Annotated in this window: 13 protein-coding genes; 8 read left to right on the top strand and 5 right to left on the bottom strand. The window is 70.1% G+C overall.

Going from position 1 to position 13652, the window contains the following annotated elements; translation table 11 throughout:
* Positions 1-42: 42 nt before the first annotated feature.
* From ACQ859_RS06230 to ACQ859_RS06210, 5 genes are all read left to right on the top strand, one after another.
* The gene (locus ACQ859_RS06230; RefSeq protein WP_431265037.1) at positions 43-2607 is read left to right on the top strand and encodes an ATP-binding protein; all 2565 of its coding nucleotides are present in this window, start codon (positions 43-45) and stop codon (positions 2605-2607) included.
* Between the two features lie 2 nt (positions 2608-2609).
* Positions 2610-2993 (top strand): SMU1112c/YaeR family gloxylase I-like metalloprotein, encoded by a 384-nt coding sequence (gloA2, locus tag ACQ859_RS06225; protein WP_431265036.1) that lies wholly within the window; start codon positions 2610-2612, stop codon positions 2991-2993.
* A gap of 79 nt (positions 2994-3072) precedes the next feature.
* Positions 3073-3426: a DUF805 domain-containing protein gene (locus ACQ859_RS06220; protein ID WP_431265035.1), complete on the top strand. Its 354-nt coding sequence runs from the start codon at positions 3073-3075 to the stop codon at positions 3424-3426.
* The gene (locus tag ACQ859_RS06215) at positions 3423-5732 is read left to right on the top strand and encodes an FAD-binding protein (protein WP_431265034.1); all 2310 of its coding nucleotides are present in this window, start codon (positions 3423-3425) and stop codon (positions 5730-5732) included. Before ACQ859_RS06220 ends, ACQ859_RS06215 begins: the two co-directional genes overlap by 4 nt.
* 89 nt (positions 5733-5821) lie before the next feature.
* Complete coding sequence (locus tag ACQ859_RS06210) at positions 5822-6943, top strand: hypothetical protein (RefSeq protein ID WP_431265033.1); 1122 nt, start codon at positions 5822-5824, stop codon at positions 6941-6943.
* Positions 6944-7032: 89 nt separating this feature from the next.
* Here the strand turns inward: ACQ859_RS06210 and ACQ859_RS06205 are convergent, their stop codons facing one another.
* Positions 7033-8061, bottom strand: a complete 1029-nt coding sequence (locus ACQ859_RS06205) for a SphA family protein (protein ID WP_431265032.1) — start codon at positions 8059-8061, stop codon at positions 7033-7035.
* 297 nt (positions 8062-8358) lie between these two features.
* Here ACQ859_RS06205 and ACQ859_RS06200 point away from each other — a divergent pair, with 297 nt between their 5' ends.
* A complete protein-coding gene (locus tag ACQ859_RS06200) occupies positions 8359-8964 on the top strand; it encodes a chalcone isomerase family protein (protein WP_431265031.1) in 606 nt (201 codons plus the stop codon).
* 64 nt (positions 8965-9028) lie between these two features.
* On the opposite strand, the gene ACQ859_RS06195 is transcribed toward ACQ859_RS06200, so the two are convergent.
* The 3 genes from ACQ859_RS06195 to ACQ859_RS06185 all read right to left on the bottom strand — a co-directional run bounded on the left by ACQ859_RS06195 (position 9029) and on the right by ACQ859_RS06185 (position 10806).
* Positions 9029-9649 (bottom strand): class I SAM-dependent methyltransferase, encoded by a 621-nt coding sequence (locus ACQ859_RS06195; protein WP_431265030.1) that lies wholly within the window; start codon positions 9647-9649, stop codon positions 9029-9031.
* A 62-nt stretch (positions 9650-9711) separates the two neighbouring features.
* Positions 9712-10446 (bottom strand): DUF899 family protein, encoded by a 735-nt coding sequence (locus tag ACQ859_RS06190; RefSeq protein WP_431265029.1) that lies wholly within the window; start codon positions 10444-10446, stop codon positions 9712-9714.
* A 117-nt stretch (positions 10447-10563) separates the two neighbouring features.
* Positions 10564-10806: a glutaredoxin domain-containing protein gene (locus tag ACQ859_RS06185; protein WP_088404873.1), complete on the bottom strand. Its 243-nt coding sequence runs from the start codon at positions 10804-10806 to the stop codon at positions 10564-10566.
* A gap of 101 nt (positions 10807-10907) precedes the next feature.
* On the opposite strand from ACQ859_RS06185, the gene ACQ859_RS06180 reads away from it, so the two are divergent.
* Both ACQ859_RS06180 and ACQ859_RS06175 read left to right on the top strand, forming a co-directional pair.
* Positions 10908-12128 carry a helix-turn-helix domain-containing protein gene (locus tag ACQ859_RS06180; protein ID WP_431265028.1) on the top strand — a complete coding sequence of 407 codons (1221 nt, stop codon included), beginning with the start codon at positions 10908-10910 and terminating at the stop codon, positions 12126-12128.
* A gap of 92 nt (positions 12129-12220) precedes the next feature.
* Complete coding sequence (locus ACQ859_RS06175; RefSeq protein WP_431266473.1) at positions 12221-12883, top strand: DUF5074 domain-containing protein; 663 nt, start codon at positions 12221-12223, stop codon at positions 12881-12883.
* A 112-nt stretch (positions 12884-12995) separates the two neighbouring features.
* Here the strand turns inward: ACQ859_RS06175 and ACQ859_RS06170 are convergent, their stop codons facing one another.
* Positions 12996-13604 (bottom strand): CAP domain-containing protein, encoded by a 609-nt coding sequence (locus ACQ859_RS06170; RefSeq protein ID WP_431265027.1) that lies wholly within the window; start codon positions 13602-13604, stop codon positions 12996-12998.
* Positions 13605-13652: the final 48 nt, after the last annotated feature.

Below are 13652 nucleotides of genomic sequence, written 5' to 3'. Positions count from 1 at the left end.
TCCCCCGGTCGCAGCGATCCCCTGGATCGCGCCGATCCGCGCGTGCTGCCGCCGTTCCTGTCCGGCGGCGGCGCGATCGCGCCGCTGATCGCGGCCTTCGACTGGGGAGCGACCGCGCTCGGTCCCCTGGACCTGTGGCCCGACCACGTCCGCCATGCGACGGCCCTGATGCTGCGCGCGCGCACGCCGATCGTGATGCTCTGGGGCGAGCCCGGCGTGATGATCTACAACGACGCGTATGGGCTGTTCGCCGGCGCGCGGCATCCGCAGCTGCTCGGCAGCAACGTGCGCAAGGGCTGGCCCGAGGTCGCCGAATTCAACGACAACGTCATGCGCGTCGGCCTGGCCGGCGGCACGCTGCATTACCAGGACCAGGCACTCGTCCTGCACCGTCACGGCCGCGCCGAGGACGTCTGGATGAACCTCGACTACTCGCCGTTGCTGGACGACGAGGGGACACCCGCCGGCGTGATGGCCATCGTCGTCGAGACCACCGGCAAGGTGATGGCCGAGCGCCGCGTCCGCGGCGAGCGCGAGCGGCTGACGCAGCTCTTCGAGCAGGCGCCGAGCTTCATGGCCGTGCTGGCCGGCCCGGAGCACCGCTTCGAGAGCGTCAATCCGGCCTACCGGCGGCTGATCGGCGGCCGCGACGTGGTCGGCCGCACGGTCGCGGAGGCGCTGCCCGACGCGGCCGCGCAGGGCTATGTGGCGCTGCTGGACGAGGTCTATGCGACCGGGCGCGCCTACACGGCGCAGGCGGCGCTGTTCACCGCCGACACGCCCGACGGCCAGTCGGAGGAACACTTCCTGGACTTCGTCTACCAGCCGATCCGCGACGACCGCGGCGCGGTCACCCACCTCTTCGTCGAAGGCGTCGACGTGACGGCGCGCGTGCGCGGCGAGCAGCGCGGCGCGGCGCTCGCCGGGCTCAGCGACCGGCTGAGGGACGTCGGATCGCCGGCGGACATCGGCTTCGCTTCGGCGCAGATGCTGGGGATGATGCTGACCGCGACGCGGGCCGGCTACTGCACCGTCGATCACGAGACGGAAACCGTGCGCATCGAACGCGACTGGCGGCTCGGCGATCTGGACAGCCTGGCGGGGATGCGCCGCTTCCGCGACTACGGCAGCTTCGTGGACCAGCTCAAGCGCGACGAGGTCGTCGAGATCGCCGATGTCCGCGACGATCCGCGCACGCGCGACCATCGCGACTCCTTCGACAGGATGCGGGTGCGGTCGATCGTGAATGTGCCGGTGCTGGAACAAGGCCGCCTCGTGGCGCTGCTGTTCGTGCACGACGAGTCGCCGCGCGCCTGGAGCCCTGACGAGGTGTCGCTGATCCGGGAGACGGCGCACCGCACGCGCGTCGCGGTCGAGCGCGCGCGCAACCAGGCGATCGCGCAGGACCGCGAGGAGCGGCTGCTGCGCTCGGACCGGCGCAAGGATGAGTTCCTCGCGACGCTGGCGCATGAACTGCGCAATCCGCTGGCGCCGATCCGCAACGCGGTGCACCTGCTCGAGGCCGCCGACCGCGAGGGGCGACTCACCGGCATCCGCGAATTGCTCGAGCGTCAGGTCAATCACATGGTGCGGCTGGTCGACGACCTGCTGGAGGTCTCGCGCATCAGCCGCGGACTGATCACGCTCCAACATGCACCGGTGAGCCTCGGCGCAGTCGTCGACGCGGCGGTGGAGAGCAGCCGTCCGTTGATCGATCGCGAAGGCCATCGCCTGACGCTGCGCTTCGACGGCGCGGCGCCCTGGGTCCGCGGCGACCTGGTGCGGCTCACGCAACTGCTCGTGAACCTGCTGAACAACGCGGCGCGCTACACCGACGCGGGCGGGCGCATCGACGTGCACGTCACGCGCGAGGGCGGCGAAGCCGTCCTGACCGTGACGGACAACGGCATCGGCATCGCGGCCGGGCAGCTGCCGCAGCTGTTCGAGCTGTTCTCGCAGCTGGACCGCTCGCACAGCCGATCGCAGGGTGGGCTCGGCATCGGCCTGAGCCTGTCGCAGACGCTGGCGCGGCTGCACGGCGGCCAGTTGACCGCTACCAGCGACGGCCCGGGACAGGGCAGCAGCTTCCAGCTGCGGCTGCCGGAGATCCCCGCGCCGCACACGGGCACGGACGCGAACGCGCCCGCGCAGGACGAGGACCCGCTGACCGCGCGGCTGCTGCTGGTCGACGACAACCGCGACGCCGCCGACACGACCGCGGAACTGCTGCGCCTGATGGGCGCGGAAGTGGCGGTCGCCTATGACGGGCCGTCGGCACTGGGGGCCGTCCGCCAGCTTCGACCCGACGCGATCCTGCTGGACATCGGCATGCCGGGGATGGACGGCCACGAGGTCGCCCGGCGGCTGCGCGCGATGGGCGACGACATCGGCCATCCGCGCCTGATCGCACTGACCGGCTGGGGTCAGGAACAGGACCGCGAGAAGACACGGGAGGCGGGCTTCGACGACCACATGGTCAAGCCCGTCGACCTCGACGAACTGCGGACCGCCTTGAGGACCGGGCCGCGGTCGGCGGCGCCCCGCCGGGAACGGACGGACCGGCACGACCGACACGAGCAAAGCGACCGACACGACGGACTGGACTGACCATGCTGCTGCGCATCCATCACACCGCGATCATCTGCGCCGACTACGCGCGCTCGCGGCGCTTCTACACCGAGGTCCTGGGCCTGCGGGTGATCGCCGAGACCTACCGCGAGGCCAGGCGCTCGTACAAGCTGGACCTGGCGCTGCCGGACGGCTCGCAGATCGAGCTGTTCAGTTTCCCCGACGCGCCGCCGCGGCCCTCGTATCCGGAGGCGCAGGGGCTGCGCCACCTGGCCTTCGAGGTCGACGACGTCGAGTCCGGCAAGCGTGCGCTCGAGGCCCAGGGGATCGCCGTCGAGCCGGTGCGCGTCGACGAACTCACCGGCAAGCGCTTCACCTTCTTCGCCGATCCCGACGGACTGCCGCTGGAGCTCTACGAGCGCTGAGGCCCCTCACCCGGGCGGGTATCCGGGGGCCGGGGCGACACGCGCCCTGCGGCATGATGCGCGCCTGGGAGGAATGGCCATGCCATCGACAAACGCGGCCGTGAGGGAACTCTCGACGGCCGGCACGCTCACGCGAAGCGGATTCTGGCTGCGCCACGTCACGCTGGTGCCGCTCGCGCTGTGGATCGCGATCGCGGTCGCGGACACCCCGCTGGGATGGATCGCCGCGCTGGCGGCGACCGTCCTGCTGATCTCGATCTGGGGCCGACGCCTGCACGACCGCGGACGCTCCGCCTGGTGGCTGCTCCTCGCGGCGCTGCCCGTGCTGGGCCCGCTGGCGCTGTGCCTCGAATGCGGCCTGCGCCGCTCCGTGCCCGAGGGCCGCCGCTTCGACCCGCGGCATTCCGCCGACTACCTCACCGTCGCCCCATGAGTTCCTCTTCCCATCACATCGTCAACGACGTGACCGGCCTGAATCCGGTGCGCGTCATGGCCATCGTCGCGCCGGAATCGGTCGACGAGGTCCAGGAAGCGCTGCGGCGCACCAGCGGCCCCGTGTCCATCGGCGGCGGTCGTTTCAGCATGGGCGGCCAGACGGCCAGCCCCGGCAGCCTGCACATCGACATGCGGTCCATGAACCGCGTGGTCGCTTTCTCGCCGACGGCGCGCACCATCCGCGTCCAGGCCGGCACGCGCTGGTGCGACATCCAGCGCTTCATCGACCCGCACGGGCTGTCGGTGAAGATCATGCAGACCTACGCCAACTTCACCGTCGGCGGCGCGCTGAGCGTCAACTGCCACGGCCGCTATGTCGGTCTCGGCCCGCTGGTGCTGTCGGTGCGCGCGATCCGCGTCGCGCTCCATGACGGCAGCGTCGTCGAGGCCACGCGCGAGTCGCACGCGGAAATCTTCCGCGGCGCCATCGGCGGCTACGGGGCACTCGGCGTGATCGTGGAGGTCGAGCTCGACCTCGACACCAACCAGAAGGTGGAACGCCACGACGCCGTCATGCCGGTGGAAGACTACTGGCGCTATTTCAAGGACCAGGTGCGCGGCAACCCGGCCGCGGTCTTCCACAACGCGGACCTCTACGGCCCCCACTACCGCACGCTGCGCGCGGTCACCTGGAAAGAGACCGACAAGCCCGCCACCGTTCCCGACCGGCTGCAGCCGCTGCGCGCGTCGTATCCGCTGCACCGCTACTTCCTGTGGTCGATGTCGGAGACGCCCTTCGGCAAGGAGCGCCGCGAGAAGCTGATCGATCCGCTGCTCTACCTGCGCGGCAAGGTGCACTGGCGCAACTACGAGGCCGGCTACGACGTGGCCGAGCTGGAGCCGCCGACGCGCATGCACCGCACCTACGTGCTGCAGGAGTACTTCGTGCCGGTGGAGCGCCTGACGGACTTCGTGCCGAAGATGGCCGAGATCCTGCGGCGGCATCGGGTGAACGCGCTCAACATCTCGATCCGCCATGCGATGCCGGATCCGGACACGCTGCTGGCCTGGGCGCCGACGGAGACCTTCGCCTTCGTGCTCTATCACAAGCAGCGCACCCGCGAGAACGCGCGTCGCCGCGTCGCCGTGTGGACGCGCGAGCTGATCGACGCGGCGCTGTCGGTGGGCGGCGCCTACTACCTGCCCTACCAGCCGCACGCGACTCAGGAGCAGTTCCACCGCGCCTATCCGGGTGCGCGCGAGCTCTTTGCGCTCAAGCAGCGGCTGGACCCGCGCCACCGCTTCACCAACGCACTCTGGGACAAGTACTGCCCGGAGCCAGGCTGCGCGGTGGATGCCGTCCATGCCGCGGAGGCGATGGAGGCCAAGGAGGGGGCGGCTGCCGTCGCGGAGGCGCCAGCGAGCGTCGCTCCGGCTGCTGCCGCCGGCAGCACGGAGTTCCATCGCGTGTTCGGCGACACGCGGCTATCGGACGCCTTCTACCTGTTCCTCCAGAACGTGTTCCACACGGCGCCGGAGGACCGCTTCCATCATCTGATCGCGGACGCCGTCGCGCGCCATCGCGACGAGGAAAGCATCTACCGCGACATCCAGCGCCGCCTGCCGTCGATCAAGCCGGCCGCCGCGGAGCTGCGCTACGCGCTCCCCGCGCTGTTCAAGCAGAAGGCGGAGATGACGCGGCAGACGCTGACCGTGCTCGCGGAACGCGAGTTCGACGGCTACCTGGAGATCGGCTCCAAGGCGCGTTATCACGGCGGACTGGCGAAGGCGCTGCGGCTGCGCGGCGAGCTGGTGTTCGTCGAGGAGAAGCCGCAGGGCAACTCGCCCGTCGACATCGTCGAACGCGGCCGGATCGCGCGGCCCGGCCGGCACTTCACGCTCGACGACTATGCACCGCTGCCCGACGCCATCGCCTCCGGCAGCATCGGGCTGGTGACCTGCTACATCGGCCTGCATCACATGACGCCGGAGACGCTGGGCCCCTTCCTGCGTTCGGTCCATCGCGTGATGCGCCCCGGCGGCGCCTTCATCGTGCGCGATCACGACGTGCGCGATCCCGACCTCGGGGCGCTGGTGTCGCTGGCACACACGGTCTTCAACGCCGGACTGGGCGAGACCTGGGAGAGCAACGTCGCGGAGCGGCGCCACTTCGCCTCGGGACAGGACTGGGTCGATCGCCTGCGCGAGGCCGGCTTCGAGGACAGCGGCCATCGCGTGCTGCAGGCCAACGATCCGACGATGAACACGTTGTTCTGCTTCATCAAGGCGGCGGAGGTCGCATGAACACACGGTCGACACGACACTCGCCATCGCCATCGCCATCGCCATCACGCGCGCGAGGCCGGTTCAACGGGGTCCGGATCGCCCTGTCGATGCTGGCCATCGGGATCACGGTGGCCTTCGGCGGCGCCGGCACCGTCGGCGCCGCCGAGCCGGTGGCGCCCCACGCGTCGCCGATCGCCGCGGCCGTGCCGGAGACGCCGGTCGAGGACCGTCGCACACCCGACCAGACCTTCCTCACCTTCCCCGAGTGGTACCTGGTGCACAGCCCGGCGGAGTACGCCGCATGGCTGGGACGCAGCGACGCGCCGAGCCGCTTCCCGCTGTTCGCGCACATCGGGCAGTTCTGGCAGTCGTACGGCGCGATCAGCCGCGAGATCGAGCGCTACCCGTTCAACGGCGGCTACCACCTGATGGTGATGGTCATCGGTGTCAGCACGACGGTGGAGTACGCGCTCAAGGGCGTCTACGAGCGCACGGTCGGCCGCATCGCCGAAGGCCTGCGCGGTACGGGCGGGCCGGTGGACGAGGAGCGTTTCGCGGCGCGGTATGCGCAGGACTACGTCGACTTCATCCGCGTCGACCCCTGGTACAAGTTCGACTTCGCCTCGCAGCTGACCTCGCTGTGGCGCGACGTGCCGATGACGGGTCCGAACATGGCGCGCAAGTGGGAGCGCCGCTACCTGCTCACGACGGAACTGCTCGTCAAGGAAGCTTATGCGCGGCTCATCAAGCGGGGCACCCAGACGATCTATGACGCGCCGAAACCGGTGACCGCGGTATGGCTGAGCCGGGCGCCGGACGACGCGGCCGGGCGCGCCGCGCATCCGGACTTCATCGTCCCGCCGATGTCGTCGCCAACGCCTGCGTCGTCTCCGGTCTCGTCCCCGACATCGGGCGCCGTGTCGCCGGCACCGGGACCGGTCTTCGCAACGATTCCCCGCTACGAAGGTTTCACGGGCTACAGCCGATGGCTGGCGCGGCAGGACGTGGACTTCCTCAGCGTCGCCGGCAACACCGGCGAGATCGTGGTCAGCGAACTGGTCCCGCAGGCCTGGCAGCCGACCGGGGCGCGGCTGCTCTTCGAGCAGCCCATCCTCACGCGACCGGGCACCAAGCGCGCGGTGATCGCGCTGCCGATCGCGCGTCTGGGCGATGAGCTCAGACGCGCCGACCGGGCCGGCGATCACATCGAGCACATCTACGACTTCTGACGCCAGGAACGACGAAGCGCGCCGGCATCACGCGGGCGCGCTTCGTTGAACGACGCCCCGCGATCGGGGCGCCCTCCGTCGTCCGGCGATCAGTTCAGGCGGTAGTTCAGGCGCAGCCAGGTGATGGTGCCCTCGGGGCGGTTGCGCACCGAGAACTCCTTCATCACCTTGAAGTCGACGCCCCACTCGCCGCTCTCCGCCAGGTAGGCGATCAGCGGGCCGGCGGACAGCGCCTGGACCTTGTTGGCGCCGGCATCGCCGCCGCGATCGGCGGTGAACTGCTTGAGCACGTAGCCCTGCACGCCGACCTTCCACTGGTCGTTGACGTTGTAGGTGCCGGACCAGTCCGCATGCAGGTACTGGCCGGAACGCACGCCGGTGTCGTCGTTGCGCGTGTTGATCGAGTACGTGGCGCGCAGGCCGACGGCGAAGCCGTTCTCCCACACGCGCGACGCGACCAGCAGCGGCTTGAAGGTCCAGTACTTGCCGGCGCCCGGGTTCACCGCGCGGCCCGCGTCGTACGAGCCCATCGGCGGATTGAACGCGACGCCGACGGCGACGCGCGATTCGTCCTGCTGCCAGTCGATGTAGGCGGCGAGTTCCGGATCGGCCATGCCGCTGCGCGTGCCCGACAGCGCGCCGCCGGCGGCGGCCAGCTGCTGGTTGATCTGCGTCACGGCGGCGGCCGGCAGGCCGGCGGGCAGCACCGTGCTCAGCGTGAAGTCGTTGGTCTGCTTGACCATCGGGAACGCGGCGGAGAAGCCCAGCCGGCCGTCCATCACGATCTTCTCGGTCACCCAGGTGATGCGCGGCACGAAGACGTCGGCCTTGATCGACCCGTTGACCGTCAGCGGCAGCGTGCCGACGCCGGGCAGCGTCAGCGAGCGCGTGGGCGTGTTGCCGTCGGCGTCGCGCAGCTTGTCGGCCTCGTAGTGCTGGTACCAGGTCTGCAGATAGACGCCGGGGAACTGCGGCGTCGAGATCTCATAGGACGGCGCGCCGAGCAGCGCGCGCACCTGGCTGTTCTCGGTGGCATGCGCGGTACCGGCGACGGCGACCAGCGTGAGGAAGGCAGTGGCGAGCGCGGACGGGCGCGCGCGGAGAAGGTCGATGAACACGGGGATCCCTCCGGGGAGTTCTGGATTTTCGAATCGGAGCGCATCGTGCCAGCGGAAGGGTCCGGGGCTTGTGCCATTCGTCACATCGCGCCCCGGATTAGAGGCACGGCCCCAGTTTGCGGGGCTGACGCGCCACACCCCGCCGCGCTTTAATCCGGTCCGCAACGCGCCACGCGATCGCCGTCACCATCGGCCCGAACTCGCGACGCCACGAGCCACGCCACTTTTCGCCACCGCGTCCGGTCGGCCCGCGGCTCAATCCCACAACACGACGCGTCACTGCGAGGAGACTTCCCCATGCAACGTTCCACCTTCACCCGCTCCGTCCGGAATGCCCTGTTCATCGGCCTCGCCGCGATGTCCTCGTTCGCCTTCGCGGCGGAGGTGGAAGTCGAGGGCTTCAAGTTCCAGGACACGGCGCTGCTGCACAACCAGACGCTGCAGCTGAACGGCGCGGCCACGTCGAGCATCCTGTCGACGCGCTCGACCGCGGTGGCCTTCTACCTGCCGAAGAAGCAGACGACGATGGAAGCCGCCGTCGCCGAGAAGGGCGCGAAGCGCATCACCTTCTACATGATGCGCGACGTGTCCTCGCGCGACCTGGCCAACGCGATGCTGGACCGCATCCGCCAGAACGCGGCCGACGAGTTCGCGAAGAACATCATCCAGACCTCGCAGCTGGGCGTCGTCTTCGGCAACCGCGCGAAGCTGCTCAAGGGCGATCTGGTCACCATCGACTACGACCCCGCGAAGCAGACGACCGAGTTCAGCGTCAACGGCGCGAAGGTCGGCGACACCATCCAGGGCGAGAGCTTCTTCCCGATGATGATGAAGGTCTGGATCGGCCCCAAGGTGCGCGGCAGCACGCGCGACGGGCTGCTGGGCCTCGCACCGGCGAAGTGATCGCCGGACGCTGATCGCGCAGCGCGCGCCGGGAAGGCGCGCGTGCGGGACCGATCGGCCGCGCTCAGCGTTCGACCGACGCGGCGTACAGCATCAGGCCGCGCTTGAGCAGCAGCGGCTCGACGCGCGCGAAGCCGGCTTCGGCCAGCGCGACGCGCTGCTCCTCGATGCTCATGTAGAGCTGATCGTTCTTCATGCCGCCGTCACCCGCGAAATGGTCGCAGACCAGGTAGCGGCCGCCCGGCGCGAGCAATCCCCGCACCTGTTCGTGCAGCGCGCGCGTGTGGCGCTTGTGGCGCAACTCGTGCACGGCCTGATTGGTCACGACGTGATCGAACGGGCCAAGGCCCTCGACCCAGTCCGGCTCGCGGAAACTGCGCTCGACGAAACGCACGCGCCGCGCGGCGTCGCCGACGCGTTCAGCAGCGAGCTGGTGCATGGCCGGCGAGAAATCGAGCGCCACATAGTCGATCGCCGGCAAGGCCTCGAGCAGGTACTGCGCGAGGAAGCCCGGTCCCGATCCCAACTCCAGCACGCGATGTGCATGGCCGGCCTCGAGCGCCTCGGCGAACGCGGCGAAGAACTCCGTCCGCCAGGGCCGTTTGACCATCGCCTCGTCGGCCCATTGGCGGGCGTCGGACATCTCGCGAAGGTCGATCGGGCTGGGAACGTCGAGCAGGGACATGGTGCTTTCGCAGTCTTTGGAAGAAGCCGCCGACTTTAGCGTCTCCCCCAACGCAAGCCCCTTCAGTAGTCCAGCTTCGGATACCAATTCGACCCGCGCCCGCCCGGGGTCAGGTCGAGCACGTTCCACAGCGGCGCGATCTCCGGCGCGCCGTGCGCGTCCTGGCCGGGGTCCTCGGTGCCGCCGCTCTCGGCGCTCCAGAAGTGGAAAACCTTGTCGCCGCGCCGCACCCAGACGGTCAGCGCGGGGTACTCGAAGCCCTGGTCGTCGATCAGCTTGAAGGTGGTCGTGAACTGATCGCCGACGGTTTGGAAGAAGCGCAGGTTGCGCCATCCGCGTTCGCGCGCGAAGGCGAGCTGCCGCGAGACCGGCGAACGCCCCAGCACCGCGACGGCGACGCGCTGATCGAGGTCGCGCAGCGGGATGTCCAGCGAGCCCAGGAAGGACGTGCACATCGGACACGGCCGCTCGCGCTGCGGGCCGTACATCCAGAAGTAGGTGAGCAGCGTGTCGTGCTGGCCGAAGAGATCGGCGAGGCCGACTTCCTTGCCGTTTTCGTCGAGGAAGCGGTACGGCTCGGCCTCGCCGCCGAGCGGCAGCGCGCGACGCTGTTCCGCGACGCGCCAGAGGTGGCGGCGGAGCTCCACCTCCTCGGCGAGCAGCGCCTCGCGCGCTGCGCGGTATTCGGGGCTGTCGCCGGGATAGGGCTTGGCGTTGGCCTTCGCGAGGGATTTGGCGTCCTTCAACGCAGGCGTGGCGGATGAATCCTTCGGCGAGGCGGGAGATGACTGCGCCATGACGGAACTCCTATGCCGACGCAGATCGGCGGCTGAGTTCAGTCTGGGACGAGCGAGATCGCCCGCCTGTAGGCATTCAGGCCGTCGCGGCGTAGGACACCGCGAGGCGCGCCGCGATCAGCGGCCCAGCTGCTTCAGCGCCGCCTGCAGGCCGGTGACGCCGCCGACGCGCTGGTCGTTGATGAAGACCTGCGGCATCTGGCGGACGGACGGGCCGCACTTCTCGTAGAAGGCCAGGCGTTCGGCCTCGTCGTCGATCAGGATCTCCTGATAGTCCATCCCGCGGGACTTGAGCAGACTCTTCGCCGTGTCGCATTGCGGGCAGGCGGACTTCGAATAGACGACGATCTTCAGTTCCATGGCCAGGAGTGTATTCGTGGCCCCCGGCACCTGCCGACGAGGGGTCTCCCTGACCCCCGGGGATCCGGGCCCGCTGCCGCCGGCGCTTAAGCTCGGCCTCCATGGACGCCCTCATCACCGCTGCCGCCCGCTTCCTCGCCGCCGGGGACGCGTTGAGCGCGCTGCAGCGGGTCGCCCTGCGCGACGACCCGGCGGCGCTCGCACTGCGCGGCATTGCGATGGCGCAGCTCGGCGAGCACTCGCGCGCCCGCGAATTGCTGCGGCAGGCCGCCAAGACGTTCGGACCGAAGGAGGCCGTCGCGTGCGCGCGCTGCGTCGTGGCCGAAGCGGAGGTCGCGCTGGCGATGCGCGATCTCGGCGATCCGACGCGTCCACTGCTGCAGGCCGCCGAGACGCTGGACGCCCATGACGATCGTGCCAACGCGCTTCAGGCACGGCTGGTCGCCGCTCGACGCCTGATCCTGCTGGGGCGCCTCGATCAGGCCGCCGATGCGCTCCCCGCGGAGGACGTCGCCGGCGCGCCGCCCCTGCTCGTCGCGATGGTGGCGCTGGCCTCGGCGGAACTCGCGATGCGTGCCTTGCGCATCGGCGCTGCCCGGGTCGCCGTCGAACGAGCGCTCGTCGCCGCGCAACGTGCTGGCGTGACAGCCCTGATCGCGGAGGCGAGCGATCTTCGCGCCTCGCTCGATCACCCGGCCGCCCGCCGCATCGACGGCAGCCAGGCGCGGAGCTTGCGGCTGGAAGAGGTCGAGGCCTTGCTGGCGTCGCCGATGCTGATCGTGGACGCCTGCCGGCGCAGCCTCCGCGGCGCCGGGCTCCATGTCGACCTCTCGCGCCGACCCGTGCTGTTCGCGCTGGCACGCGTGCTCGCTGAAGCCTGGCCCGGCGACGCGGATCGCGCGACGCTCATCCTCCGCGCGTTCCGGACCCGCCATCCCGACGAGACCCATCGCGCGCGATTGCGCGTCGAGCTGGGCCGCCTGCGCGCGCTGATCGACCCCGTCGCCCGCATCGAAGCGACGCACAAGGGCTTCGCATTGAGGGTGGCCGGCGAGCGCGCGGTGACGCTGCTGGTACCGCCCCTGGAAAACGAGACCGCCTCGCTGCAGGCCCTGCTGGCCGACGGCGCGGCCTGGTCGACGTCGGCGCTGGCGCTGGCGCTCGGCGCCAGCCAGCGGACGGTGCAGCGCGCGCTCGCTACGCTCGAGGTCGAGGGGCGGGTCCGCGCGATCGGCCAGGCGCGCGCCAAGCGCTGGCTCGCGCCGCCGATGACGGGAATCGCGACGATCTTGTTACTCCCCGCTCTTCCGCCCGCTGGATAGATTGAGGTCCATGCGGCGACGGTTTCGCCGTACAGGAGATGACGATGACTGCTTCCAATCCCGCCGCCTGCGATCCCCATGCCGAGGCACGGATGGCCTCCAATGCGGCCCTGCCCGCGGCCCGCGCGGCCGAGGTCGTCCGCGAGTTCGGCCCCTACCCCGGCGCACCGGCCGTCCACGGCGTGAGCCACGACGGCGACCGCGTCTGGGCAGCCACCGCGCTCGGCCTGCTGGCGATCGATCCCGCCAGCGGCGAGGTCCAGCGCACGCTGCCCTGCGTCGCGGATGCCGGCACGGCCTTCGACGGCCGCCACCTCTACCAGATCGGCGACTCGCAGATCCGGAAGATCGACCCGCAGAGCGGCCGTGTCGTCGGCACGATCCCGGCGCCGTCGGGCCAGGGCAGCGATTCCGGACTCACCTGGGCGGAAGGCAGCCTGTGGGTCGGCCAGTACCGTGACCGCAAGATCGTCCAGATCGATCCGGAGACCGGCGCGGTGCGACGCACGATCGAGTCCAACCGCTTCGTCACCGGCGTGACCTGGGTGGACGGGCAACTCTGGCACGGCACCTGGGAGGGCGACGAGAGCGAACTTCGCCGCGTGGATCCGGCGGACGGCGCTGTGATCGAGCGCCTGGCCATGCCGGCGAATGTCGGCGTCAGCGGACTGGAGTCGGACGGCGCCGACCTGTTCTATTGCGGCGGCGGCGCCAGCGGCAAGCTGCGCGCCGTACGCCGCCCCCGAGGTACCTGATCGATCTTGCGAGGTTCCGATGTGGGATGCCGCGCTAGGCGCAAACCGGAGCCATGGCAGCGCCATGGCGAGGATTTGCAACGGCGCCCGGCGCCCACATCGGAAGCTCGCCTCAACGCGCCGCCTTGCCGAGATCCATCACCCAGTACTTGCTGTAGGTGTTGGACGCCGAGGCGGCGGGCCGGCAGGCCACGCCGACGTCGACGAAGTTGGCCGACATCAGGTTGGCGCAATGGCCGGGGCTGTCGCGCCAGGAACTCATGACCGACTCGACGGTCGGCTGCCCGGCGGCGATGTTCTCGCCGGCTGCCGCCCAGGCGTAGCCCGCATTGGTGATGCGGGTGGAGAAGCTGCGGCCGTCCTGGCTGTCATGGCTGAAGTAGTTCTTCGCCGCCATGTCCTGCGCGTGCCCGTCGGCCGCGGCGGTCAGCTTGTCGTTCCAGACCACGGCCGGCACGGCGGGGAAGTTCCCGGAGGTCCCGCAGCTCGCGCCCGACGCGCGCAGGGTGTTGATGCGATCCAGCAGTTCCTGCTTGAAATTGGGCAGGTCGCAGGTACCGGCGACGAGGGGCGGATTGGTCGGGTTCGGCGTGCCCGGGTCGGCCGCCGGGGCATCGCTGCCTCCGCCGCCGCACGCACCCAGACCCAACGCCAGCAGGGCGGCAGCGATCATCGAAGTGGAGAACTGCCGGTGGGCCGGCTTGTTGGCATGGACGTCCATCCCTCCATCTTAGGAAACGAATGGAAAGATTTCTGGAACCAAACGTAG

This window comes from Roseateles chitinivorans (assembly GCF_050632235.1).
Taxonomy (GTDB): Bacteria; Pseudomonadota; Gammaproteobacteria; order Burkholderiales; family Burkholderiaceae_C; genus Roseateles; species Roseateles chitinivorans_A.
The sequence above is the reverse complement of the archived record's forward strand: the minus strand, read 5'-3'. Positions and strand labels throughout refer to the sequence as shown.

Coding starts and splice junctions, on each gene's coding strand:
- gloA2 (WP_431265036.1), top strand. CDS start 2,610: ATGCTGCTGCGCATCCATCACACCGCGATCATCTGCGCCGACTACGCG.
- ACQ859_RS06220 (WP_431265035.1), top strand. CDS start 3,073: ATGCCATCGACAAACGCGGCCGTGAGGGAACTCTCGACGGCCGGCACG.
- ACQ859_RS06215 (WP_431265034.1), top strand. CDS start 3,423: ATGAGTTCCTCTTCCCATCACATCGTCAACGACGTGACCGGCCTGAAT.
- ACQ859_RS06210 (WP_431265033.1), top strand. CDS start 5,822: ATGCTGGCCATCGGGATCACGGTGGCCTTCGGCGGCGCCGGCACCGTC.
- ACQ859_RS06200 (WP_431265031.1), top strand. CDS start 8,359: ATGCAACGTTCCACCTTCACCCGCTCCGTCCGGAATGCCCTGTTCATC.
- ACQ859_RS06195 (WP_431265030.1), bottom strand. CDS start 9,649: ATGTCCCTGCTCGACGTTCCCAGCCCGATCGACCTTCGCGAGATGTCC.
- ACQ859_RS06190 (WP_431265029.1), bottom strand. CDS start 10,446: ATGGCGCAGTCATCTCCCGCCTCGCCGAAGGATTCATCCGCCACGCCT.
- ACQ859_RS06185 (WP_088404873.1), bottom strand. CDS start 10,806: ATGGAACTGAAGATCGTCGTCTATTCGAAGTCCGCCTGCCCGCAATGC.
- ACQ859_RS06180 (WP_431265028.1), top strand. CDS start 10,908: ATGGACGCCCTCATCACCGCTGCCGCCCGCTTCCTCGCCGCCGGGGAC.
- ACQ859_RS06175 (WP_431266473.1), top strand. CDS start 12,221: ATGGCCTCCAATGCGGCCCTGCCCGCGGCCCGCGCGGCCGAGGTCGTC.
- ACQ859_RS06170 (WP_431265027.1), bottom strand. CDS start 13,604: ATGGACGTCCATGCCAACAAGCCGGCCCACCGGCAGTTCTCCACTTCG.